Source organism: Nonomuraea sp. NPDC049784 (assembly GCF_040659615.1).
Lineage (GTDB): Bacteria > Actinomycetota > Actinomycetes > Streptosporangiales > Streptosporangiaceae > Nonomuraea.
Genome location: NZ_JBFAMX010000005.1, coordinates 64,087 through 86,031, shown reverse-complemented (window position 1 = coordinate 86,031; position 21,945 = coordinate 64,087). Strand labels below are relative to the sequence as shown.

The 21,945-nt window shown below is 69.1% G+C and carries 24 protein-coding genes; 10 read left to right on the top strand and 14 right to left on the bottom strand.

Annotated features, from left to right (window positions below; genetic code table 11):
• Positions 1-77 precede the first annotated feature (77 nt).
• The 3 genes from AB0J09_RS02575 to AB0J09_RS02565 are packed head-to-tail and all read left to right on the top strand — an operon-like array spanning position 78 to position 2,273.
• Positions 78-881, top strand: a complete 804-nt coding sequence (locus AB0J09_RS02575) for a hypothetical protein (protein WP_360683951.1) — start codon at positions 78-80, stop codon at positions 879-881.
• Positions 878-1,945 (top strand): glycosyltransferase, encoded by a 1,068-nt coding sequence (locus AB0J09_RS02570; protein ID WP_360683891.1) that lies wholly within the window; start codon positions 878-880, stop codon positions 1,943-1,945. Before AB0J09_RS02575 ends, AB0J09_RS02570 begins: the two co-directional genes overlap by 4 nt.
• A gap of 46 nt (positions 1,946-1,991) precedes the next feature.
• A complete protein-coding gene (locus tag AB0J09_RS02565; protein WP_080044376.1) occupies positions 1,992-2,273 on the top strand; it encodes a metal-sensitive transcriptional regulator in 282 nt (93 codons plus the stop codon).
• Positions 2,274-2,749: 476 nt separating this feature from the next.
• Here the strand turns inward: AB0J09_RS02565 and AB0J09_RS02560 are convergent, their stop codons facing one another.
• Positions 2,750-4,075 carry a hypothetical protein gene (locus AB0J09_RS02560; protein WP_360683948.1) on the bottom strand — a complete coding sequence of 442 codons (1,326 nt, stop codon included), beginning with the start codon at positions 4,073-4,075 and terminating at the stop codon, positions 2,750-2,752.
• Between the two features lie 53 nt (positions 4,076-4,128).
• On the opposite strand from AB0J09_RS02560, the gene AB0J09_RS02555 reads away from it, so the two are divergent.
• Entirely contained in the window at positions 4,129-5,031 is a 903-nt protein-coding gene (locus AB0J09_RS02555) for a hypothetical protein (RefSeq protein WP_360683888.1), read from the top strand.
• Here the strand turns inward: AB0J09_RS02555 and AB0J09_RS02550 are convergent.
• A complete protein-coding gene (locus AB0J09_RS02550; RefSeq protein ID WP_360683885.1) occupies positions 5,003-5,533 on the bottom strand; it encodes a gamma carbonic anhydrase family protein in 531 nt (176 codons plus the stop codon). The genes AB0J09_RS02555 and AB0J09_RS02550 overlap by 29 nt on opposite strands.
• Before the next feature lie 143 nt (positions 5,534-5,676).
• Here AB0J09_RS02550 and AB0J09_RS02545 point away from each other — a divergent pair, with 143 nt between their 5' ends.
• A complete protein-coding gene (locus tag AB0J09_RS02545; protein WP_360683882.1) occupies positions 5,677-6,672 on the top strand; it encodes a hypothetical protein in 996 nt (331 codons plus the stop codon).
• A gap of 423 nt (positions 6,673-7,095) precedes the next feature.
• On the opposite strand, the gene AB0J09_RS02540 is transcribed toward AB0J09_RS02545, so the two are convergent.
• The 4 genes from AB0J09_RS02540 to AB0J09_RS02525 form a co-directional block, all read right to left on the bottom strand.
• Positions 7,096-7,338: a hypothetical protein gene (locus AB0J09_RS02540; protein ID WP_360683879.1), complete on the bottom strand. Its 243-nt coding sequence runs from the start codon at positions 7,336-7,338 to the stop codon at positions 7,096-7,098.
• 122 nt (positions 7,339-7,460) lie between these two features.
• Entirely contained in the window at positions 7,461-8,213 is a 753-nt protein-coding gene (locus tag AB0J09_RS02535; RefSeq protein ID WP_360683876.1) for a GntR family transcriptional regulator, read from the bottom strand.
• 152 nt (positions 8,214-8,365) lie between these two features.
• Positions 8,366-8,908 (bottom strand): VanZ family protein, encoded by a 543-nt coding sequence (locus AB0J09_RS02530; RefSeq protein ID WP_360683873.1) that lies wholly within the window; start codon positions 8,906-8,908, stop codon positions 8,366-8,368.
• A gap of 40 nt (positions 8,909-8,948) precedes the next feature.
• Positions 8,949-9,662: a dienelactone hydrolase family protein gene (locus AB0J09_RS02525; protein WP_360683870.1), complete on the bottom strand. Its 714-nt coding sequence runs from the start codon at positions 9,660-9,662 to the stop codon at positions 8,949-8,951.
• Between the two features lie 126 nt (positions 9,663-9,788).
• Between AB0J09_RS02525 and AB0J09_RS02520 the strand changes: the two genes are divergently transcribed.
• The 3 genes from AB0J09_RS02520 to kynU are packed head-to-tail and all read left to right on the top strand — an operon-like array spanning position 9,789 to position 13,236.
• Positions 9,789-11,198 (top strand): aldehyde dehydrogenase family protein, encoded by a 1,410-nt coding sequence (locus AB0J09_RS02520; protein ID WP_360683867.1) that lies wholly within the window; start codon positions 9,789-9,791, stop codon positions 11,196-11,198.
• Positions 11,191-11,988 (top strand): fumarylacetoacetate hydrolase family protein, encoded by a 798-nt coding sequence (locus AB0J09_RS02515; protein ID WP_360683864.1) that lies wholly within the window; start codon positions 11,191-11,193, stop codon positions 11,986-11,988. Before AB0J09_RS02520 ends, AB0J09_RS02515 begins: the two co-directional genes overlap by 8 nt.
• A gap of 30 nt (positions 11,989-12,018) precedes the next feature.
• On the top strand, positions 12,019-13,236 hold the full coding sequence (kynU, locus tag AB0J09_RS02510; protein WP_360683861.1) for a kynureninase: 1,218 nt from the start codon (positions 12,019-12,021) through the stop codon (positions 13,234-13,236).
• On the opposite strand, the gene AB0J09_RS02505 is transcribed toward kynU, so the two are convergent.
• Positions 13,229-13,615, bottom strand: a complete 387-nt coding sequence (locus AB0J09_RS02505; protein WP_360683858.1) for an MmcQ/YjbR family DNA-binding protein — start codon at positions 13,613-13,615, stop codon at positions 13,229-13,231. The genes kynU and AB0J09_RS02505 overlap by 8 nt on opposite strands.
• On the bottom strand, positions 13,612-14,643 hold the full coding sequence (locus tag AB0J09_RS02500; protein WP_360683855.1) for a DUF2293 domain-containing protein: 1,032 nt from the start codon (positions 14,641-14,643) through the stop codon (positions 13,612-13,614). The genes AB0J09_RS02505 and AB0J09_RS02500 overlap by 4 nt, the downstream gene beginning before the upstream one ends.
• A gap of 162 nt (positions 14,644-14,805) precedes the next feature.
• Between AB0J09_RS02500 and AB0J09_RS02495 the strand changes: the two genes are divergently transcribed.
• A complete protein-coding gene (locus tag AB0J09_RS02495) occupies positions 14,806-15,642 on the top strand; it encodes an FKBP-type peptidyl-prolyl cis-trans isomerase (protein WP_360683852.1) in 837 nt (278 codons plus the stop codon).
• A 44-nt stretch (positions 15,643-15,686) separates the two neighbouring features.
• On the opposite strand, the gene AB0J09_RS02490 is transcribed toward AB0J09_RS02495, so the two are convergent.
• The 5 genes from AB0J09_RS02490 to AB0J09_RS02470 form a co-directional block, all read right to left on the bottom strand.
• Positions 15,687-16,586: a M23 family metallopeptidase gene (locus tag AB0J09_RS02490; RefSeq protein WP_360683849.1), complete on the bottom strand. Its 900-nt coding sequence runs from the start codon at positions 16,584-16,586 to the stop codon at positions 15,687-15,689.
• Positions 16,587-16,937: 351 nt separating this feature from the next.
• Positions 16,938-17,471 (bottom strand): GNAT family protein, encoded by a 534-nt coding sequence (locus tag AB0J09_RS02485; RefSeq protein ID WP_360683846.1) that lies wholly within the window; start codon positions 17,469-17,471, stop codon positions 16,938-16,940.
• The gene (locus AB0J09_RS02480) at positions 17,468-18,814 is read right to left on the bottom strand and encodes an NERD domain-containing protein kinase family protein (RefSeq protein WP_360683843.1); all 1,347 of its coding nucleotides are present in this window, start codon (positions 18,812-18,814) and stop codon (positions 17,468-17,470) included. Before AB0J09_RS02480 ends, AB0J09_RS02485 begins: the two co-directional genes overlap by 4 nt.
• Positions 18,815-18,997: 183 nt before the next feature.
• Positions 18,998-19,564 carry a class I SAM-dependent methyltransferase gene (locus AB0J09_RS02475; RefSeq protein ID WP_360683840.1) on the bottom strand — a complete coding sequence of 189 codons (567 nt, stop codon included), beginning with the start codon at positions 19,562-19,564 and terminating at the stop codon, positions 18,998-19,000.
• Between the two features lie 33 nt (positions 19,565-19,597).
• The gene (locus AB0J09_RS02470; RefSeq protein ID WP_360683837.1) at positions 19,598-20,062 is read right to left on the bottom strand and encodes a hypothetical protein; all 465 of its coding nucleotides are present in this window, start codon (positions 20,060-20,062) and stop codon (positions 19,598-19,600) included.
• A gap of 409 nt (positions 20,063-20,471) precedes the next feature.
• On the opposite strand from AB0J09_RS02470, the gene AB0J09_RS02465 reads away from it, so the two are divergent.
• A complete protein-coding gene (locus AB0J09_RS02465; RefSeq protein ID WP_360683834.1) occupies positions 20,472-20,726 on the top strand; it encodes a hypothetical protein in 255 nt (84 codons plus the stop codon).
• A 179-nt stretch (positions 20,727-20,905) separates the two neighbouring features.
• Here the strand turns inward: AB0J09_RS02465 and AB0J09_RS02460 are convergent, their stop codons facing one another.
• Positions 20,906-21,451: a C40 family peptidase gene (locus tag AB0J09_RS02460; protein WP_360683831.1), complete on the bottom strand. Its 546-nt coding sequence runs from the start codon at positions 21,449-21,451 to the stop codon at positions 20,906-20,908.
• Positions 21,452-21,945: the final 494 nt, after the last annotated feature.

The window sequence follows — 21,945 nt, the reverse complement described above, 5'->3', positions numbered from 1 at the left end:
ATCCGGCATCCACATAACGGGAAAATCACGGTAACCTCAACGTCGCATGGCTCTATTCGACGGGGAGGGGGCTCGTGATGGGCGTCGTCGTCACGGACGCCGAAGTCACCTTGGCCGACGTCCTCGCCCTCCGGCTCGCCATCGACGCACCACTGGAAGACGGCACCGAACTCGTGCTCAGGCATCGCACCACGGGGGTGGAACGCGACGTGCGACTCGGCACGCCAGGCGCACGGGCCCGTGAGGCCACGCTCGCGGTCTCGCTGGCGCCGCTGGAGCTCACCACTGGCCGCTGGGACGCCTACCTGCGCCGGGACGGCAAGCGCAGCAGGCTGCGCAGCGTCGATCCCGGCTTCTCGCTCGACCACCTCGACGCGTACGCCTTGTGCAGGCGGACCCTCGCCTATCGCTCGTACCGAACGCGCAACGGTTATCTGGCGCTGAAGATCTCAGACGCCGAGCCGGTGGCCGAGGTGCGCGCGATCTGGTTCAGGGAGGGGCGTTTCGAGGTGACGGGCCTGCTGGCGTACACGGGGCTCGAGGACGACGACTCCCGCCACGAGGCCATGCTGACCCTGGAGCGCAGGCAGACGAACGCGCGGATCCGCGCCACGGCCACCGTGCAGGGCGTGCGCTTCCACGCCGCCGTTTCGCTCGTGGACGTGGTGGGGGCCGACCCCGATGCCGAGGTGGGCTCCGGCACCTGGGAGCCCGCGCTGGAGGTCGAGGGGTTGTCCACGCCGCTCAAGATGGGCTCGCGGCTCGACGACGTCGACGGCAAGAGACGCCGGCTGCACTATCCCTCGGCCACCGTGGACGGCGTGCCCATCAGGCCCTGCTACACCGCGGACGACGAGCTGCGCATCGAGGTGGGCGGATGAAGGTCAGCCTGGTCCTCGCCTCCGCGTACGCCATGCGGGGCGACGTACGCGCAACACTGAACCTCGCCACCGCCCTGTCCGAGCGGCACGACGTCGAGGTGATCAGCGTCCGGCGGCAGAAGGAGAAGCCGTTCTTCCCCGTCGGGCCCAAGGTGACCATGCGCAGCGTGATCGACGCCAGGCCGGGCGTCAGGCACCTGTTCCCGCGCGGGCAGGTACGCACCGAGGTGGCGTTGTGGCGACTCCTGCGTAACCTCAAGTCCGACGTGCTGATCACGACCAGGCCGGGGCTCGGCGTCCAGGCCGCCAGGCATGCGCCGCGCGAGATCCTGAAGATCGCCAGGGAGTGGGGCAGGCCCGTCGTGCCAGGGCCGGTGAAGCGTCTCTATCCGCGCCTGGACGCCGTCGTGACGGCCACGGAGTCGGCCGGCGAGGAGTGGAGCAAGCTGCTCACCGACGGACCCGCCGTGCACTCCGTGCTGGACGCGCTGCCCAGCGGCCCGTGGCCGCGCTCGCGCATGGACAACAGGATCGTGGCGGCCGGCGGGCGGTGGGTGCCGGTCAAGGCGTACGACCGCCTGATCCAGGCGTTCGCGATCGTGGCGGACAAGCGGCCCGACTGGCGGCTGCGGCTGTACGGCGGCGGCCCGGAGGAGCGGCGGCTGCGCGCGCTGGTCCGCGACCTCGACCTGCACAACCACGTCTACTTCATGGGCATGACCTCCGACCTGGCGGGCGAGTTCGCCAAGGCGTCGATCGTGGCCACCACCTCGCGCACCGAGGACCTCGGCATGGCCGTTCTCGAGGCCATGGGCTGCGGGGTGCCCGTGGTGGCCTTCGAAGGGGCCAGGGGGCCGCAGGAGTTCGTGGCCACGGGCTACAACGGCGTGCTGGTGCCCGAGAGCGAGGGCGAGCTGGAGCTGTTCGCGGCGGCCCTGCTGGCGCTGATCGACGACGAGCGCAGGCGGCGCTCGCTCGCGGCGGGCGCGCTGGACACCGCGGTGCGCCACGCGGCCGGCGAGGTGGCCGAGCAGTGGGAGAAGCTCATCACCGACATCCGCTGAGCGCTTACCTGTGGACCCCTAACGGGTTACGGGTACCGTAGAGGCCATGCATGGGTATAGCGGAGACAAGCAGGCATATCTGACGCGTCTCAGGCGGATTGAGGGTCAGATCAGGGGCCTGCAGCGCATGGTCGATGACGATGCCTACTGCATCGACGTGCTCACTCAGGTCTCCGCGGCCACGCGGGCGCTCCAGGCGGTTGCGCTGGGGCTGCTGGAGGAGCACATCTCCCACTGTGTGGCGGACGCGATCAACACTGGCGGGCCGGAGGCCGAGGCGAAGGTCAAGGAGGCCTCGGCGGCCATCGCGCGCCTCGTCCGCTCTTAGTCCTCCTTCAGAAGGACCCGTACGGCGCGATTGACTAGTTATAGGAAACCCCGGAAACCAGTTAACTAGGTTCCCGGGGCTAGTAATCGTGATTGATCCTTCAGCGGCTCGCTGAAGTCCGCAATCCGAGCGCGTCGTCGAGTTCGTCCAAGGTCAGCCGCCGCTCGCTGACAGCCACGGCCGTGAGCACCTCGGCGTAGAGCGCAATCTCGTCCAACGCGACACGGTCGTGGACCCGAGAGTCCAGGTCATCGTGCCCCACCGCGTCGTCCTTCCTTCCGCAGCCCACACCCTCTACGAGGTTACGGCGATGTCCCTTCCGGCGACATGGCCCATCGGAGTCATTCCTTTCCGATCCTCGGGGGCCCCAGTGGGGTCATTCTCCGAATCGGAGATCACAATTCGGAGAATTACCTGTGACCTCAAGTGTTAGAACGATATAGGCGGAGTAAGGGTGAAATAACGCTATTTGTGGTTTAGGTGTGGTCTGTGTGGTTGTCGTCGCGTTCGTGGACGAGCCTGCGCACCAGTGCCGTCTGCCCGGCCAGCCCACCCTGCGGCACCTTGGCCCCCGTCAGCGTGCCCCACGCGAGGCCGGTGGCGTACGCGGCCCCGAGCACGGCCGCCGCGCTCGTCCGATCGGGCGGCGCCACCTCCAGCGCCGGCGCGGGCTTGGTCAGCACGCTGCCCTGCACGGGGAAGCCGTCGGGCTCGGTCGACTCGCTCGCGGAGGTGCCGGTGAGTCCGGCGCGGTCCAGTTCCCCGTACGCGCGCCTGAGCCGGTGGTCCAGCCGGGCCGGCAGCGCCCCCCTGGAGTCGGACAGGTCGGCCAGGAACGTGGCGGCGGCCATGGGCGGATCGGGCGTGAAGGACAGCGCCTCCATCAGGTCGTAGACGGCGTGTGAGAAGTGCGACTCCGGGTCGTTCTCGACGAGCAGGGCCCGGCACAGCCGCCGCGGGCAACGCTCCAGCCACGCCGCGCGCAGCGCCTCCGCGTCCGTGAGGTCGTGTCCATGGTCCGGCTGGCGCAGCATGGGCTCCACCATCGTGAGGAGTGCCAGCGCCCGCGGCCTGAAGCGGGTGTCGGACAGCAGGATCTGGGCCGTGTCCGCCATGATGGCGGCGAGCCTCAGCGCGGCGCGCGGGCGGCCCGCCCCCTGCCGCTCGGACACGAGCGTGACGAGGTCCAGCAGCGGCGGCGCGGGCAACCAGCGCACCCACTCGTCGCCGGGCAGCGAGCGGCGCAGATATTCGCCGAACACGGTGATCAGCCGCTCGTTGCCGTCGAACGCGGGCGCGTACGCGCACCACATGATCGTGCCCCAGATGGCCGCCACCGTGCTCGGCACGTCGGAGGCGAAGATCTCGTCGAAGGCCGTCAGCGGGTAGTCCAGCTCCGACTTGCGCCCACTGGCCCGCAGCAGCACCCTGAGCCGCTCGGTGAGGTCCTCCGACACGTCAGGGCCGATGAACGCCTGGGTGGAGCCCGGCTCGGCGTGGAAGTCGGGCCCGTGCGGGATCGCGACGTCGGGCAGCACCGCCGCCGGGTGCTGTACCTGGCGCGCCCGTACGCCCCTCGGAGGCGGCGCGAGGTGCCAGCGGCCGTCGGCCGGGTCGTGCAGGTGCCAGCGTGCGTGAGCACCGAAGAGCCACCTGTCGCCATCTGGGGTCACAAGAATTCTGGCCGCCAGTACGTGGGCGCGATCGGGCACGGAAAGCCCTTGCCAGCGCGGGTCCGCGACCATCGCTCGGACCTCCGCCTCGGCGGAGGTGAACGCATCCCAAGGTCGCACGGGCGTCATCGTACTGGGCAGCTTCCGATCATCCATCGGTATTTCACGGCAGAATGTCGGCTATGAGGGCGAAGGTAGCAGGGGTGCTGGCGGTCGTCGGCGCGCTCTCCGCTTGCGGCACGACCACGTCCGCACAACCGTCCCCGACCGGGCCGGGCGTGCTCACGCTGGACAACGCCGAGCCGCCGACGCCCGGGGGTGAGGTGGGCGGGGCCTCGACGGAGTTCCAGAACGCCACGGACATGTCGATGTGGACCAAGCTGAGCGACACGGAGAAGGACGTCGACAGAATCGCCAAGCTCGACGTGAACAAGACCGTGAAGGGCTCGTTGTATCTCGAGCCCAAGACCTCGACCTGGTTCGACGGCTTCCGCGGCCCCTTCGTCTACCAGGAGCTGGCAGGGGACATCCTCATGTACGCCAGGGTCAAGGTCGAGGGCAAGAAGAGCGGGCAGCCCAAGCGGAAGTTCTCGCTCGGCGGCCTGATGGCCCGCCAGCCGGGCTCGTACGCCAAGCCCAACTGGGTGTCGGTCACCACCGGCACGGCCGACGAGAGCGGCCAGGTCGAGGTGAAGTACACCCAGGACGGCAGCTCCAAGCCGCAGGAGCTGGCCGTCAAGGCGGGCTGGGTGGACCTCGCGCTCGGCAGGGTGGGCCGCGCCTTCGTCGCCCTCTACAGGGAGGACGGCGGAAAGTGGAAGGTCGGCCGGCGCTGGCCGTCCAACCTCCCCGATGTGCTCCAATGGGGTGTTACCGCCTATAGCGACTGGGACAGCTACAACTTGCTCAAGAAGGACGAGACCAAGGCCAACGCCAAGCAGATCAAGGGCATGCCCGACCTGAAGCTGACTGTGGACTTCGTCCGCTTCTTCCGGCCGGAGCTGCCCGAGTACGCCGACCCGCTCAACACCGCATCGGTGTCGGACGAGGTCCTGATCAAAGCGATGACGCCTGCCGGTGCCTGAGCGCCTTGGCCATGTAGTTGTCCGGCGTGCGGGCGAAGGAGGCCCGGTCGTCGTCGGTGAGCTCGCGCACGATCTTCCCGGGCACACCGGCGACCAGCACGCCGGACGGGATCCTCTTGCCCGGGCCGACGAGCGCTCCGGCCGCCACCAGCGTGCCCGCGCCGATGCGGGCGCCGCCCAGCACGATCGCGCCGATGCCGATCAGCGCGCCCGACTCCACATGGGCGCCGTGGACCATGGCCTTGTGGCCCAGGCTGACCCGGGCCTCCAGGATCGCGGGCTCGCCCGGATCGGCGTGCAGGCAGGACAGATCCTGTACGTTGCACTCTTCCCCGATCTCTATCCGCTCGTCGTCCCCTCTGAGAACGGAGCCGTACCAGATGCTGGACGCCCGTCCCACGCGAACGCTGCCGACCACCACGGCGCCAGGGGCTATGTACGCCTCGGGGTGTATGTCTGGGACTGCCCCGTTATCCAATGCTGCAATGTACATCCGAGACATCGTAATTCCAGGTCCGGCTGTGGCGTTCCGGTTGCGGACGTGGGCAGATGGCAGGAAAGTCGTTTCCTGACGTCTCGTCGTCAGACCCTCACAACCCGCAGTTTTCCCCCCGCCTCACGCAAACCACTCATTAGGTAGCCCCCATGATGAACCAGCACGAGAGCATTCCTGATCTGATGCAAGAGGACACCTTCGAAGTCGTGATGCGCGGTTACAACCGCCGTCAGGTCCACGACTACATGATCCGTACCCGTAACCAGATAAGGGACCTGGAAGAGCGGCTGGCCCGGGCCATCGACCAGGCCGAGCAGGGCCGCATCGAGCTGGCGGAGGCCAGGCGGCGCATGGTCGAGACGCCGCAGAGCTACGAGGACCTCAGCCCCAGGCTCGCCCAGATTCTCCGGCTCGGCGAGGAGGAGGCCGCGGCCAAGCGGGAGGACGCGGAGGCCGAGGCGGCCAGCGTTCGCGACGCGGCCAAGTCGGAGGCCGACCGGCTCGTGACCACGTCCCGTGAGACCGCCGACAAGATCCTCACCTCCGCCCAGGCGGAGGCGGAGCGGCGGGTGAACGAGGCGACGCAGGCCGCGGAGCGGATGCTGGCCCAGGCGGGCACGGACGCGGAGGAGCAGCTCACGGCCGCCCGCACGGAGGCCGAGGACCTGCTGCGCGAGTCGCGCGGCGAGTCCGAGGGCCTGCTGCGCGACTCGCGCAGCGAGTCGGAGCGGCTGATCGCGGCCGCCCAGGCCGAGTCGGAGCAGCTCCTGCAGTCCGCCAACGCGCAGGCCGACCAGCTGGTGTCGGGAGCGCGTGGCGATTCCGAGGCCATGCTGGCCTCCGCGCGCCAGCGCACCGCCGCGCTGGACGAGCAGGCGGGGCGGCGGGTCGAATACCTGACCAACACGCACACGGAGGTCGTGCGGCGGCTGACCGAGGTCAGCTCGGTGCTCGGCGACCTCATGCGCAAGGAGTCGACGGCCGGGCCGCTGATCCCCGAGACGGCCACGTCTCCTGTGTCGCCCCAGGACGAGGTGCGGGTCATCGTGGACACGGACGACGAGGCGGACAAGCCCAAGGAGGAGGGCGGCGTCTCCGACGACACCGACGTCCACATCGTTCGGCTGTCCGAGGTTCACAAGTAACCCTGCCCGGCCACCCCACGTCGCGCACGACCCGGGGACATATGGGCTGCACGCCTCGCCATGAGCGCGGACCCCGAGCTCGAGCCGGCGCCCGTGTGGGTGCCGCTTAGAGGGGGCGCACAGGCGACGGCGCGTTGGTCGCACGCGTGAGAGGGCGGCGCGGCTCTTGCGGCGCGCGGTCCCGGAGAGCGGCGTTCGGCCCGGGAGGGCGGCGTGGGGGCGCGCAGAGCGGGTTGTGCGGTCGCGTGGTGAGGAATCGCCTGGAGGGCCACGGAGCGGAAGCCCCCGCCCCCGATAGGGTCGGAGGCTTCCGCGTTCGTGGCCCCTCCTGGCTTTGGAGGCCCGGTGCCGGAGCCGCCGAGACGCTGGACCCGGCACCGGGCTGCTTGTGGACGCAGGCCGCGGAACGCTCCACGGCCCGCGTCATGGAGGTGCGGGCCCGGCTTGCCGCGGGTGCCGCTCGTGGGCCCGCCTCTCCTGATCCCGGAGCTGGTCGCGCAGACCGTCCGGGTCGTCCGCGTCGATGGTCATCGCACATCCGGCAGCGCGCTGCGCCGCGCTGAGCGGATGGTGTCTCGTGGCCCACCAGCGGCCCGCGTCGCTCCGCCAGATGGTCCACTGGGGGTACTCCCGGGCGATCTCGGCAAGATGCCGATCAAACGACATCGCTGTCCGCCTTTCCCGGCCCCCAGGCGAGGTTCCATCTCCTTCGAAGATGGAGCACCTCTCTAGAGAATTCAATGATCGTGACGGTCAGGTCAACCTATCGCTTGACAGATGGTCTTGAACTAGGCGTCGAAGTCGTACTGGAGTACGTACGCCGCCGAGTCGAGCACCATCTCGTTGAGCTCGATCGGCAGCCCCCCGGACGTGTACGCGGTCCTCGCGATCACGATCACCGGGGTCCCGCCGGGCAGGTCGAGCAGCGCGATCTCGCGCGGCCCCGGCATGCGGGCGCGCACCTCCTCGGTGAAGTGGGCAGGGGGGACGCCCAGGTCGCTCAGCCTGGCGTAGACACCGCCCGGTCCGGTGTCCGCGAGGGTGATCGCGCTGCCTTCTACCAGGTGCGCGGGGAAGTAGGAGGTGGCCAGCTGCACGGGCCTGGCGTCGACCGAGTAGCGGCGCCGGCGTACCCATACCTCGCCGCTCTCCAGGACGCCCGCCACCTCCTCGCCGGCCCGCTCCAACTCCACCTCCACCCGGTCCACCGTGAAAGGCCGGCCCCGTGTGTCCGCGTCCCAGATGGCGCGGCCCTGACCCCACTGCTCTCGTGACAGGCGACGTGAGCCGTGCCTGCGTATCGGTTTGAACAGCCGCACGTAAACCCCCGAACCTCGTTTGGGAACCGCCAGCCCTTCGTTGATCAGTACGGCAAGCGCCTGCCTGGCGGTGGCTCGTGCGATTGCGTATTCGGCCATCAGTGCGTTCTCGCCCGGTAGTCGGTCCCCGTCGCGCAGTTCGCCGGACAGGATCCGGGCGCGGAGACCGTCGGCGATGCGGCGATAGATAGGGGGCTCGTGGGGTACCGGGGATTCAGACAACTTTGATCACCCTCTGTCACCAACCAGGTTGTGGCGTCTCCAGAGAACTTGCCCCGTCTTGTCCACGATCGCACAGATAGAAAGCTTGGTCCTGGGCTTCTTTTGAGCGGATCGTGCCCCAGTGGTGAATTCAGCCGAGTTTTAGCAGACCGTTACTGTGGAACGGTCTCGGCCGGTATTCGAACGGCCCACCAGCGGCGAGTAATCAAAGCGAAGATCACGGCGCCTGCCGTGTTCAGGATGACATCGTCCACGGAGGAGAAACGGCCGAGACGCAAGGCGTACTGGAGGACCTCGACGATGACCGAAAACGCGGCCGCGACCGCCGCAACGCGCGCCGTCGAGGACATTGCGCGGCTGCGTACCGGCAGCAGCGCGCCCAGTGCGGCGAACACCAGCAGGTTGCCCCCGACCTGCACGAACACCGCCTCCCACGGCGCTCTGACCAGGTCCGTCAGGTCTGTGAACGGGAGGAGACTGACTCCTGTCTGACCACTTGACGGCGTGAGGATCATCCAGATCCACGGAGCCGTGCCGACCACTATGCCGATGTCGGCGATCGACGTGCGCAGGGGTGCTGAATGGCCGGTGCGGGCGCGGTGGCGGGAGAGGAGCAAGATTGCTAGCAAGGCGACGGGGAGTGCAAACGTACCAGCAATAATGACGGTTCCCCACAATTCCCACGTGCGCGCCATCCGACCATGATGGCGATCATCCAGGGGTACCGGAAGATGTCTATCTGGACAGGGTCACGGGCAGGTGCCCGGACAGGAAGGCGAGCGCCACCTCCCACGCGCGCCCGGCCGCCTCCGGGTGGTGGAACATCGGAGCCTCGCTGTTGTGGAAGGCGTGGCCGGCCACCTCCTCGATGTGCACGACCACGTTCCGCCTGCCTTCCGCGGCTTTCTCGACGACGGCCACCCGCTCACGCTTGATGTACGGGTCGCTGCCGCCGAAGACCAGCAGGAGGGGCGCCGCGATGCGGTCCATGAGGCCGGTCGAGTCGGGCACGGCGGAGCCGTAGAAGGACAGGACGGCGTCCAGCTCCACCTGCGCGGCGAGCGTGTAGTCGATCGAGCCGCCCAGGCAGAACCCCAGCGCACCCACCCCACCGCTCACCTCGGGCAGCGAGCGCAGGTGGGCGACGGTCAGCGCGCAGTCGGCCACGCCCTGCGCGAAGTCGAACCCGCCGGCCAGCTCGATCGAGGCCGCGGTGCCCTCGGGGGTGTGCTCGCCCTGCCAGCGGGGGTGGAGGCGCCAGAAGAGGTCCGGCGCGGCCACCACGTAGCCGCGCGAGGCCAGGTCCAGAGCGACCTTCTCGATGTAGGGGCCGACGCCGTAGATCTCCTGGACCAGGAGGATGCCGGGGCCGGTCCCGGCGTCGGGGAACCACAGATGGACGTCGAAGGTGCCGTCCGGGGCAGCGACTTGATCGGTTCTGGTTCGCATGTGCAACAGCTTCGCTCATAGCGCGGGCCGCGTTACGGCGAGACGATTACGAGTGAAAGGTCCCGAAGCACCCGGTTGTCCGCCAATCGCTCAGCGATCTATACAGGGGGAGAAGAGGAGAGTGTCGTGCTGACCCATTTCATCGGTGGCGAGCCGGTGGGCGCGGGCAAGACGTTCGCGGTCCACGACCCCGTGACGGGCGCGGTGATCAGGCAGGTGCACGAGGCCGATCCCGAAGTCGTGGACCGGGCCGTGCGCGCGGCCAGGGAGGCGGCGCGTGACTGGGCGGCGATGCCCGTCGGCGAGCGCGCCGGGTGGATGCGGCGCCTGGCCGCGGGCATCGAGTCCCGCTTCGACGACCTGGTGACGGCGGAGATCGCCGACACGGGCAAGCCGCTCGACCAGACCCGGACGCTCGACATCCCGCGCGGCATCGCGAACTTCCGCGCCTTCGCCGAGATCGCCGCCCAGCGCCCGGACGACGCCTTCCACCTGTCCGGCATGCTCAGCTACACCGTGCGCAGGCCGCTCGGCGTGGTCGCGGTGATCGTCCCGTGGAACCTGCCGTTCCTGCTGATGACCTGGAAGCTCGCGCCCGCGCTCGTCGCGGGCAACACGGTGGTGGTCAAGCCGTCGGAGCACACGCCCGGCTCGGCGGCGGTGTTCGCCGGGATCTGCGCCGACGCCGGACTGCCCCCCGGCGTCGTCAACATCATCTTCGGGTACGGCTCCGCCGGCCAGCTCCTGGTCGAGCACCCGTGGGTGGACGCCGTGACGTTCACCGGGTCCACCGCGACGGGCAGCGCGATCATGCGGACGGCGGCCGACCGGGTCAAGCCGATCTCGTTCGAGCTGGGCGGGAAGAACGCCGGGCTGATCTTCGAGGACTGCGATCTCGACCGGGCCGTCGAGGGCACCGTGAAGTCGGTCTTCACCAATGGCGGACAGGTGTGCCTGTGCACCGAGCGGCTCTACGTGCAGCGGCCGATCTTCGAGGAGTTCTGCGCCCGGCTCGCGATCCGCGCCCAGGAAGTCGAGCCGCAGCCGATGATCTCGAAGGAGCACCGCGAGAAGGTGCTCTCCTACTACTCCTTGGCCCGCTCGGAGGGAGCCAAGGTGCTCACAGGGGGCGGCGTGCCCTCGTTCGGCGATCCACGCGATACCGGATTTTTCGTGGAACCGACGGTAGTGACAGGCTTGTCAGAATGGTCCAGGTTCAACCGGGAGGAGATCTTCGGTCCCGTGTGCCACGTCGCGCCCTTCGACAGCGAGGCCGAGGCGATCGACCTGGCCAACGGCAGCGATTATGGCCTGGCCGCCACGCTCTGGACGGCCAACCTCGACCGCGCCCATCGGGTGGCGCAGCGGCTGGAGGCCGGGCTCGTCTGGGTGAACACCTGGTATCTGCGCGACCTGCGCACTCCGTTCGGCGGCGTGAAGCTGTCGGGCATCGGCAGAGAAGGCGGCGTCCAGTCGCTCGACTTCTACTCCGAACCCACCACGATCACCATCAAACTGGAGCAGCCCGATGTATGACGAATGGTCCGAGGCCGTGGACACGCGGACCCAGGCCGCCGACCGACTGGCCGAGGCCACGCGTTCCGGCAAACAATGCGGGCCGATCAGGGACCTGGTCAGTACGGTGGCCGACGCGTACGCCGTGCAGGAGATCAACACGCGGCGGGCGCTCGAGGCGGGGCGGCGCCTGGCCGGCAGGAAGGTCGGCGTGACGAACCCGTTGCTGCAGAAGCAGTTCGGCATTGACCAGCCGGACTTCGGCATGCTCTTCGCGGACATGTCGTACTCCGACGGGCTTCCCGTGCCGGTGGACAGGTTCCTGCAGCCGCGGGCCGAGGCCGAGGTCGCGCTGGTGCTCGGCAGGGACCTGGCCGGCGGGCCGTTCACGGTGGCCGACGTGCTCAGGGCGGTGGAGTTCGCGCTGCCCGCGATCGAGATCGCCGACTCGCGGATCGCCGACTGGGACATCACGCTGGCCGACACGGTCGCGGACAACGCCTCGGCCGGCGCTTTCGTGCTGGGCAGCACGCCCGTCTCGCTGATGGGGCTCGACCTGCGGGCCGCGGCGATGACGATGACGCGGGGCGGTCAGGAGGTCTCGACCGGCTCGGGGGAGGCGTGCCTGGGCAACCCGCTCAACGCCGCCGTCTGGCTCGCCTCCCGGCTGGGCCGCACGGACTACGCGCTGCGGGCCGGAGACGTGGTGATGACCGGCGCACTCGGCCCGGTGGTGCCCGTCGGGCCCGGGGACGTGTTCGAGGCACGCGTCGAGGGGCTGGGCTCCGTGCGGGCGGTGTTCTCCGGGTAGCACAATGGCGTGAATCGGGTAATAGACACCATGCCACCACAAAAGGAGTGGACCTTGGACCGGGACCAGTGCCTCGCCCTCGACGCCGCCGACCCGCTGAGGGGCTTCAGGGGCGAGTTCGTGCTGCCGGAGGGGGTCGTCTACCTCGTCGGCAACTCGCTCGGCGCGCTGCCCCGCCGTACCGCCGAACGGGTGAGGCAGGCGGTCGAGGACGAGTGGGGCAAGGAGCTCGTCGGCGGCTGGAACCACTCCGGCTGGTTCGCGCAGCCGCTGACCACGGGCGACCGGCTGGCCCCGCTGATCGGCGCGGGCCCCGGCCAGGTCGTGGTGGGCAACACGACCTCGATCGCGATCTTCCAGGCGGTGGCGGCGGCGCTGCGGCTGCGTCCCGGGCGCCGGGTGATCGTCTCCGACGTGCGGAACTTCCCCACCGACCACTACATGGTCCAGGGCCTGGCCGGGCTGCTCGGCGGCTACGAGGTGCGCGACTTCGCGGAGGGGCGGTTCGACGACGCGGCCGTGGTGCTGCTGTCGGAGGTCGACTACCGCACCGGCGCCCGCCACGACGTGCCGTCGGTCACCGCCCAAGTCCATGAGGCCGGGGCGCTCATGGTCTGGGACCTGTGCCACAGCGTGGGGGCCCTGGAGGTGGACGTCTCGGGGGCGGACTTCGCGGTCGGATGCACGTACAAGTACCTCAACGCGGGTCCGGGCGCGCCCGCGTTTCTCTACGTCAACCCCCGGCACCACGCCACCGCCGAGAACGTGCTGTCCGGCTGGCACGGGCACGCCGAACCGTTCGGGTTCGAGCCCGGATACCGCCCGGCGGAGGGCGTCAGACGGTTCTCGGTGGGCACCCCGCACGTGCTGTCGTTCGCGGCGCTGGAGGCGGCGCTCGACGTGTGGGAGCGGGTGCCGATGGACCAACTGCGGGCCAAGAGCATGGCGTTGACCTCGCTCTTCATCGACCTGGTCGGCGACGCGCTGGAGCTGGTCTCGCCCGCTGACCCCGCCGCACGCGGCAGCCAGGTGAGCTTCCGCCACCCCGACGGATACCCGGTGATGCGGGCGCTGATCGACCGGGGCGTGCACGGGGACTTCCGGGCGCCGGACATCCTCAGGTTCGGCTTCGCGCCGCTCTACATCGGCTACGCCGACGTCTACGACGCGGCGGCCACGCTGCTCGAGGTGCTGGACAAGGAGCTCTGGCGCGACGAGCGGTACGCCACCCGCCTGGCGGTCACCTGAGCCTGGGCGGCCGCTCGTCCAGCGCCTTGACCGCCCTCTTGGGCGCGATGGCCCGGTAGCTCTCCTCCACCCAGTCGAGCAGCACGTCCGTCTCCGGCAGATCCGACAGGAACGGCACGGTCACCCACCCCGCCTTGCCCAGCCCGTGGCTGGTGGGCTCCGCGCCCTCGACGGTGAGCGCGTGGCCGCGTGTCTCCGACAGGAGCTTCACGCTGAACTTCGGGTCCCACTTCTCGGTCTGCTCCTCGATGCCGAGGAAGAGGAAGACCTTCTTGTTCGCCTTGATGACGGTCTCGCCCCATGGGTGGTCCTCATGGGTCTCGGGCAGCCCGAGCGCGTATGCGCGCAGCTCTTCCCGTACGTCGTGCCAGTCGCTCATCGGCGAAATTCCTCCAGCTTGCGCTCGATGCGTCCCCTGACCATGTCCCTGGCCTCCATCCTGGGCACGCCGGACATGAGCAGGTGGTCGTAGTCGGTGTCGAGGTGCCGGATCGAGGCTATGACGGCCAGCGTGATGACGGTCTCGGAGAGCGCCCTGGCCGCCGCCGTCCTGCCCACCCGGCCGCTGCCGCGCTGTCCGGCGTGCTCGGCGATCTCCTGGGCCCGCTGCTCGGGGCAGCCGGGGAACAGCCTGGCGATCTCGGCCGCCATCCTGGCCTGGAACTCGACGTCCTGCTCCGCCCTGCGGACCCGGTCGCGCTCGCGGCGGAGCAGGCGTACCTCCTCGTCGGCCAGGCACCGCTCCTCGGCGGCGGCCAGCGCGGCCTCCTCGACCAGCAGGCCGATGCGCTGGTAGACCTTGCGCCGCCGGTTGTACTGCACGACCACCGCGGACAGGCCGCTCTCCTGCTTGGCCCGGCGGCTGAGCGCCGCGTTCCCGGACGGCAGGAACACCAGATGGTCCATGTCCGCGCAGGTCAGGCAGTGGGGCTGGTCGTCCTCCATGATCAGGTAAGGGCCTGTGTCGCCGCACGTGGCGCACGTCCAGGCGTTGAGCGGGGCCACCACCACCAGGTCGGGCACCTTGGGCTCGGTGAGCTTGCGGACCCTGGCCTCGCTGAGGTCTGGGGAGAGCCAGTGCACGCGGAACGGCTCCTGCCCGTGCCCGGCGGTGAAGCGCAGCTCGCGGCGGTCGCGGGTGCCGGCCATGTACGGCGCGTCCACCGGCTTGAGCCCCTTGGCCAGCGCCCACTCCTTCAGCAGCGCGGCCGTGGTGAGCAGGCGGTCCTCGTCGACGGCCGCCAGCTCGGACAGCGTGGCGACCCGGCCCTGCCGCCAGGTGTCCACATGCCTGGAGTGCAGCCAGCGCAGGCCCGTCACGACGTCGATGAACGTCACGTACTTCCGCGTGGTCAGCGCGATCTCGGCCGCCTCAGCGACCCGGCGCGACAGGCTCGGCTTGCTCACAGGGCCTCCTGCGTCGGCCCTGTGAGCGAGCTGCTGTGTCTATTGGTTCGCTCGCTGCGCTCGCTCACGGCCCCAGTCTCCCGCGTCTTTGTCGTGAGATGGCGAGTCCCGCAGCTTTCCTTTTGGCCATTGCGGCAAGTAGACGTTCGGCCCTTGATGAACATGGATCTTGATGAACCGGGCCTGGAGGAAGTCGTGCGTCTGTTCTGGCCGGCCGTGCTCATGCTCGCCACCTCGTGTGGCCTGGCTGAGGACGGCACGCAGCCCGTTGTCACGGGTGCGTTCGGCACCAAGCCGGTCGTCGCCATACCCAAGGGCCAGCCGGGCCGCACGCCGCGGATCACGGTGCTGTCGATGGGCAGTGGCCGGCGTACGCTGCCAGGCGACGTGGTGCTCGCCGACGTGGACATCCGGCGGTGGTCGGGCAACCGGCCGTACATGAGCACCTACGACGGCAACCAGCCCACCGCGGTCGTCTTCGACGGCAGGCAGGTGTCGGAGACCTGGCGGCAGTCGCTCATCGGCCGCCCGGCGGGCAGCCGGGTCATGCTGGTCAGCCCGGCGTCCGAAGCGCTCGGCCCGAACGTGCCGCTGACCGGCCTCGCGCCCGCGGACACGCTGGTGCTGGTCTTCGACATCCTGGGCGGCTACCCGCCCGACGCCCGGCTCGTCGGCCGCACCCTGCCGGTGATCCCGGCCGACCTCGCGCCGGGCGCGCCGCCCCGTGTCCTCATCGACGGCTCGGGGGACGAGATCGTGGCCGGCGCGAAAGTGGTGATCCAGTACGTGAAAGCGTCCTGGCCGTCGCGGACGGTCGTGGACTCCTCCTACCGGAAGGGCGGGCCCAGCGCGTTCACGCTGAAGGAGGGGTCCGTGCCCGATGGCTGGCTGGAGGCACTCGTGGGCCAGCGGGTCGGCAGCAGGGTCGCGGTTTCCTGTTTCGGTGACGAGTCGTCGCTCTACGTGATAGACGTATTGGACACGTTCACGCACGTGTAAAGGGGCCGGGTGACAGTGGTGTGCCCACCCGGCCCCCTACCTCCTTATCCGCAGTGCTCGAACGCGCTGTCGTACGTCGAGGAGCCGGCCTTGCCGCCCCACTTGACGCAGCTGCCGGCCGCCGACGAGATGACCGGTCCCGCGTAATACCCGTAGTTGCCCGAGTCCGTCTTCCTCGTGCTGCCCTGCACTTCCAGGTAGGCCGTGGTGGCGGTGGCCGTGCCGACGTTCTTGTACTTCACCGTGGTGACGCAGTTGTTGCCGTTGGCGCTGTTGTAGAGCAGGTAGACGGCGCCGTCGCTGCCGAGCGTGGCCGAGTCGATCACGTCGTAGCCCGAGCCGCAGACCGCCGACGGGGTGTAGGGGTTGCCGCAGTTCTTCGAGGTTATGGTCTGCTGCGGGTAGCCGAACGTGACGCCGTTGAAGACGGCCTTCTGGATGTTGCCGGGGTAGCTGGTCCCCAGCCGTACCTCATAGTGCAGGTGAGGCGAGATGTTGTTGCCCGGCTTGCTGGTGTTGCCGACCGTGCCGATCTGCTGGCCTTGCGACACTGACTGGCCCTCGCTGACCGTACGGGTGTTCAGGTGGGCGTAGTACGAGGCCCAGCCGCCACCGTGGTCGATCTTGACGAGGTTGCCGTAGCCGTTCGTCGAGCCCTGATGCGCGGAGATCACCACGGTTCCCGCCGCGGCGGCCACCACCGTGTCGCCGAGGTCGGCGTCGGCGGTGCTGCCCCGGTTGAAGTCGATCTCCCATGATTGGTGCGCGCTGCTGGCGTTGGAGTTGCCTGTCCAGGTCTGGTTGCAGGGGAACGGCATCTGGAAATTCGTCGCGAGGATCTGTGCCTGATCCGACTCCGGCACGGGGTCGGCCACAGCGGCTGGGGCCGTACCGAGGCTGAGTGCCAACGCGAGGCCCGCGATCATTGCTCGGCTGAGCTTCATGGGGTGATCCTTTCGGTGGGATCTCTGAGAACAGGGTCTGGAGAAGCCGCACAAGAATCGTCCAGAACCGATACAGAAGCTCTCGGGATCTCCGTCGAGGAGCTTGATCGTGTCGGTCACCTTCCATGTGCTCGCGCCGCATGGTCGGCTCCGACCAGCTCGTCGAGGTGCTGTGGCCGCGTTGCCCGCCCCGCTCCGCCCAGGCCGACCTCCGCACGTACGTCAGCTCGCTCCGCTGCGACCCCGGCCCTTCGCTGTTACGCGGCGACGGCGCCGGACCACCAGGCACGCCTGCGCGCCGCCGAGGCGCTGATCGGCCGGCGGATCGAGAGCGGGGATGGCGCCGGCGCGCTACGCCGTAGCCTGCCCGCCTGAGGACGCCAGGTCGGAGCGGATCATGCTGTAGCGCACACCGTCGCGCCACTCCCCGGCGCGGAAGCCGCTGCCGCGGATGACGCCCTCGCGGGTGAACCCTGCCTTCTCCAGCGCCCGTTGCTCGGCCACATTGGTGATCTCAGTGGACGCCTCGATCCTGTTGGCCGTCGTGTGGTCGAACAGGTAGCGCACGAGCAGCCGCTGCGCCTCGGTGCCGTGGCCCTGGCCGCGATGCTCCGGCGCCACGATCAGCCCCATCGACCAGTAGTAGCTGGCGCGGTTGGCGACCTGTTTGCTCCACGACATGAAGCCGATCTTGTCGTCGCCGTTCGCGATGATCAGGATGCCGCCGTCGTCGCCCAGCATTCCGTTGTCCTGCCAGCCCGCGCGCATGCGGTGGGGGTTCTGGAAGCCGTACCACTGGAACTCACCCGTGCTGCCGGGGTCGCTCGTGAGCCGGTACAAGAAGGGCAGATCATCCTCTTCGACCGGACGCAGGCGTATGGTCATGATCGGGACACTAGCCGACGTACCAGTCGCTTGAGGCGGGACTCCTGGAGCGGCGCGCCCTCAAGGGCGTCGAGGGCCTCGGCGGCGGTCGGGCGCTTGGCCGGGGAGTGGTCGAGCATCCTGCGTACGACCTCGGGCACGTCGGGGGCGTGGGCGTCGGGGCCGGCCGGGAGCCGCCCAGTGAGCAGGTGGTAGGCGATGGCGCCGGCCGCGTAGACGTCGGAGGCGGTCGTCATCCGGTCGGGCCGCTCCTGGCACTCCGGCGCCACGTAGTGTGCGTCGAGCACGTTGCCCAGCTCGTGGGCCACGGTGTAGTTACGCGGCCCCGGCTTGGCATAGTCGAACCCGGTCAGCACCGCGTGCCCGTCGTCCGTGACCAGCACGGAGGCCGGGGTCAGCGCGCGGTGGACGACGCCGTTGGCGTGGGCGTGCGCCAGCCCGCGCAGCAGGTCCTGGATCACGCTCAGCCGGGCGCCCGTGCCCACCGACAGGTGCAGCGCCTCGCCGTGCACGTCGTCCAGCACCAGCACGAACCGGCTCTCGTCGTCGATGGCGAAGAAGTCGCGCGAGCGCACCACGCATGGGTGCGGCGGGATCCTGGCCAGCGTCTGGTACGCGTTGGCGATGCGCTGCCGCTCGGCCGCCCGCGCCTCGCTGTCGGCCAGCGGGTCGGCCTGGTAGACCCGTAGCAGCACGGTCTCGCTGCCCGGCAGCGTCACGTTGAACGCACGGTATTCGGTGACTTTGGTGTCGCCGCCGAGCTGCTCCTCGACCTCCCAGTTGCCGAACCTCGGCGGTGCGGTGCTGCGGCGTACCGTCTGGTTGAGCGCGTCGAGAATCGCGGTGCGGTACGGCTTCGCGTCGGGGCTGCACCCGCGCCTGACCCTGGAGGCGTCGCTCAGCGTTTTCAGCAGCCCTGGCAGGTCGGTGACGTTGACCGCGTCGCGCCCCGCGGGGTCGACCAGCTCGGCGTCGGGCGAGGTGAGCACGACCAGACTGTCGACGTAGACCCGCTCCAGCTGGGTGGCCTTGGACACCAGCAGGCCCTTGAGCGCCTTGGCGGTGCCGCGCAGCTTGGCCACAGGAGAGCCGAACGCCTCCCTGCGCGGCGGGAACCAGCGCGTGCCCGACACCTGGATGCGGCCCCTGGTGCCCTTGACGTCGACCGCCACGATCGAGTGGCCGGTCAGCACGATCAGGTCCAACTCGAAGACGTCGTGGCCGCGCGGAACCTCGACGTTGTGCAGCAGCAGCCAGTCGGCGGGCGCATGGTCACGCAGATAGGCGATCACCCGCCGCTCGGCGTCGTTGACCGGACGTCCCCCGCCGACGATCTCTGCCATGAGGGGTATCCTCCCACGATTGTCCATTGACAGTCGGCGCGACGGTGCGTGGCGGTGCGTGTGCGGCATGCGCGGCGTTCTTTCAGCCTGGCGCCCTCGGGGTGGCGCGGGCCGCACCCCGCATCCCAGGGCGCCGCGTCGGTGGGGTGTGGTGGGGCGAGGCGGCGGTGTGGGTGGAGTGCGTTAGCGGGCCGTGGCGAGGATGACGCCGGAGCCGTGCGGCAGTTCCACCGCGACCAGCCGCTCGTGGGTGAGCAGGGTCCGGCGGACCGCGTCCTGCTTGGCGGCGAACTCCGAGTCCCAGACCGTCCCCGGAGCCGGCGACATGTCGTCCACGACCAGCATGCCCCGGGGGTTGAGTGCGGCGATCGTCAGGTCGAGGCCCGTCTGCTTGCCCGCCACCGCGTCCGCGAAGATCAGGTCGAAGGTCCCCAGCCCGGGCAGCAACTCCAGCGCGTCCCCTGTAAGGAAGCGCACGAAGGGCGGCCAGTCGCCGGAGGAGGTCTGCGAAGCCCGTTCACCGTCGTACTCCACCGTGGTCACCGTCGCGTCAGTGCGTGGCACGAGCCCGCTCACCAGCCACGCGAGCCCCACTCCCGCCCCGGTCCCGAGCTCGAGTACGCGCCCACGCGGAGGGACGTGGGCGGCCAGGGTGGCGAGGAGGCGGCCGACGGCGGGGTCGCAGGAGTAGGCGAAGTCCGCGGCGCGGTCCAGGGTGGCGGTGACGAGGGGCGGTGGGGCCGAGTTCATAGTCGTTTTTGTATCTCGTCGCCCGCTCTGCCGTCACCGGAGTTTGCGGCGGGGTTTGAACACCGACAGCGTGGTCGCGGTCATCAACATGGCGATCTGGGTGGCGAGCGCGGCGATCTGGCCCCACTGGCGAGTGGCGGGGGCCGCGGCGCCGCCCGCGGTGACGGCCGCCATTCCCTCGGGATCGAACAGGAACATGCCCACGCAGATCACCGCCACCAGCAGCACGAGCTTGGCCGCCACCCAGTAATAGCGAAATAGTCCCCAATGGCTGGTCAGGCCCAGTGCGATGCCGGTGATCAATGCGGTGAGGCTGAGCGGTATGCCGCCCGCGAAGACGAGGTCGGGCATCAGCCGATAGGCCGCGTGCGCCAGTCCCGTGTCCTTTGTCAGGGCCGCTGCCGTATTCAGCACGACCAGGCCCCATACCTCGCCGAGCAGCGCGACGGACACGATGATGTGGACAACCATGACCGTCTTGCGGATACGCGCCCGCACCGAGCTCACCTTCCTCCGGATTGACGACTCGCCGGCCATCCTCACCGCTTTGCCGGCTCCAGGCGTCGTCCCGCGGAGGGCACCGCCACTACACCCGCCGGCGTAAGAGCGGTTCTCCATTTTCGGTTGATCATTTGCTAAACAGTGGTGAACGACCACCCCGTCGTGCGTGCGGCCGGTAAAAACAAAGCTCGTTCGCCGGATTGTTTCGTTGTGTATGCGCCGCGCTTCGTTGACGAGCGTGAAAACCGAGTGCCAAGAAATCGAGGCACCTCCTTGACCTCCGCGAGAGCTTTTTGAGTTGCGATTTTGGCCGCCTCCCGCGATTGTTATTTCCGGCACCTCACAGCCCTGCAGAAACGACTATGGCGCTGGAAATTTCCGCGCCGATCCATGGAGGAAAGCACACATGATCCGTCGCATTCTGGCCGGTGCAGCAATCGCCGCCGCCGCTCTTGGCTTCTCCGCCGCCGCGGCCTCCGCCGACGTCGGTCCCAACCCGCAGACCAGTGGGTGGACCGTCCTGAGCCAGCTGTCCACGCTCGACGACCTCACCGCGCTGAACAACTTCCTGAACGACTCGGTCAAGGACATTCAGGTCCTCCCGGTCGACGTGAGCGACATCAACGCCAACGTCCTGGGCACCACGGTCGACAGCGACTGACGGCTCCTCACGTGGCGTAGGCAGGAAGCCGATCGCGGCGCTCTAGTCAGAGCCCGCCCGGCCAAGGTCGCCTTCCTGGCACTTTGAGGTGAACCAGAAGAACGGGCCGTGGACATTCGCGAGGCCACGGCACGGGCTTGGTGCGCACTGAGCTATCCGCGCCCCGTGACCCGGGTCGATCACTGCAGGATCACCTGGGCCGCGGGGCCGTGGCTGTTCACGGCCTTCTCGCCCGGACGGACCGCGCCCAGGAAGGTACGCCGGTCGAGCGGGTCCACCCGTACGGACTCCCCGGTGTACGGCGAGTGCACCATCCGTGTGGCGTCCACGACGAGGCCGACGTGCTCAGGACCCCGGTTCCCTGAATCGTTGTCGTAGAAGACCAGATCCCCCGGCTCCACTTCCTCCTTGGATATCCGGATCCCCGAACGCCACTGCTCCTGCGTCGTCGAGCCGATCCGCACCCCGGCCCGCGCCCACGCGTATTCTGCGAGCCCCGAGCAGTCGAACCCCCACGTCTTGGCGCCCTTTCCGATCCCGAATCCGGGCCCGTGCACCCCGCCGCCGCCCCACGAATAAGGGACGCCGATCATCTCTATCGCCGAGCGCGCCGCGATGTCTCCGCCGGCCGATCGCACGGCCATCGCGGGCGTGGAATGCACGGCGTGCAGAATCGCCTGCGCCAGGACCATTGATATCGGCAGCAGCCGATGTGCTCCATTCATGGAATATTCAGCGCTCCTGTCAAGCTGGTGCACGTTGGGCCATTGATATCGGCAGCATTCCTCCTCCCCTATGCCGATAAAACGGGCTTTGGCCATACGGGATGGCGATATGGCCGTAAACTGACAGTTGTCGCTATGTCATTTCGCGGCAAATCCGCACTAGTCGTATATATCCGGCTGAGTCGCGATCAATGGCCGGGAATTGGTGCGCTCCGCGAGAGTGTTACCACGGCCTGCTCGGAGTACTCGGCCGCGAGGGCGTCGGCCGCCACCCCGCGCAACGATGGGCCTCCTCGACGACTGAGCGGTTGAGGAGGGCGGCAGCTCCTGGGCGCGCCTGGCGCGAAGGCCCCGGCGGCCGTCCCTGCACCTCGGAGTGCGTGCGCATGCCTGACGCCCCCCGTGGCGGCCACCCTGCCGGAGCGCCCTCAAGCCGCGCCGGCGAGCCCGAATCCGGGTCCGCCCCGCCAGGCGCACGGCCACGCCGGGGCCGT

Coding starts and splice junctions, on each gene's coding strand:
- AB0J09_RS02575 (WP_360683951.1), top strand. CDS start 78: ATGGGCGTCGTCGTCACGGACGCCGAAGTCACCTTGGCCGACGTCCTC.
- AB0J09_RS02570 (WP_360683891.1), top strand. CDS start 878: ATGAAGGTCAGCCTGGTCCTCGCCTCCGCGTACGCCATGCGGGGCGAC.
- AB0J09_RS02565 (WP_080044376.1), top strand. CDS start 1,992: ATGCATGGGTATAGCGGAGACAAGCAGGCATATCTGACGCGTCTCAGG.
- AB0J09_RS02560 (WP_360683948.1), bottom strand. CDS start 4,075: ATGACGCCCGTGCGACCTTGGGATGCGTTCACCTCCGCCGAGGCGGAG.
- AB0J09_RS02555 (WP_360683888.1), top strand. CDS start 4,129: ATGAGGGCGAAGGTAGCAGGGGTGCTGGCGGTCGTCGGCGCGCTCTCC.
- AB0J09_RS02550 (WP_360683885.1), bottom strand. CDS start 5,533: ATGTCTCGGATGTACATTGCAGCATTGGATAACGGGGCAGTCCCAGAC.
- AB0J09_RS02545 (WP_360683882.1), top strand. CDS start 5,677: ATGATGAACCAGCACGAGAGCATTCCTGATCTGATGCAAGAGGACACC.
- AB0J09_RS02540 (WP_360683879.1), bottom strand. CDS start 7,338: ATGTCGTTTGATCGGCATCTTGCCGAGATCGCCCGGGAGTACCCCCAG.
- AB0J09_RS02530 (WP_360683873.1), bottom strand. CDS start 8,908: ATGGCGCGCACGTGGGAATTGTGGGGAACCGTCATTATTGCTGGTACG.
- AB0J09_RS02525 (WP_360683870.1), bottom strand. CDS start 9,662: ATGCGAACCAGAACCGATCAAGTCGCTGCCCCGGACGGCACCTTCGAC.
- AB0J09_RS02515 (WP_360683864.1), top strand. CDS start 11,191: ATGTATGACGAATGGTCCGAGGCCGTGGACACGCGGACCCAGGCCGCC.
- kynU (WP_360683861.1), top strand. CDS start 12,019: ATGCCACCACAAAAGGAGTGGACCTTGGACCGGGACCAGTGCCTCGCC.
- AB0J09_RS02505 (WP_360683858.1), bottom strand. CDS start 13,615: ATGAGCGACTGGCACGACGTACGGGAAGAGCTGCGCGCATACGCGCTC.
- AB0J09_RS02495 (WP_360683852.1), top strand. CDS start 14,806: ATGGATCTTGATGAACCGGGCCTGGAGGAAGTCGTGCGTCTGTTCTGG.
- AB0J09_RS02490 (WP_360683849.1), bottom strand. CDS start 16,586: ATGAAGCTCAGCCGAGCAATGATCGCGGGCCTCGCGTTGGCACTCAGC.
- AB0J09_RS02485 (WP_360683846.1), bottom strand. CDS start 17,471: ATGACCATACGCCTGCGTCCGGTCGAAGAGGATGATCTGCCCTTCTTG.
- AB0J09_RS02480 (WP_360683843.1), bottom strand. CDS start 18,814: ATGGCAGAGATCGTCGGCGGGGGACGTCCGGTCAACGACGCCGAGCGG.
- AB0J09_RS02475 (WP_360683840.1), bottom strand. CDS start 19,564: ATGAACTCGGCCCCACCGCCCCTCGTCACCGCCACCCTGGACCGCGCC.
- AB0J09_RS02465 (WP_360683834.1), top strand. CDS start 20,472: ATGATCCGTCGCATTCTGGCCGGTGCAGCAATCGCCGCCGCCGCTCTT.
- AB0J09_RS02460 (WP_360683831.1), bottom strand. CDS start 21,451: ATGAATGGAGCACATCGGCTGCTGCCGATATCAATGGTCCTGGCGCAG.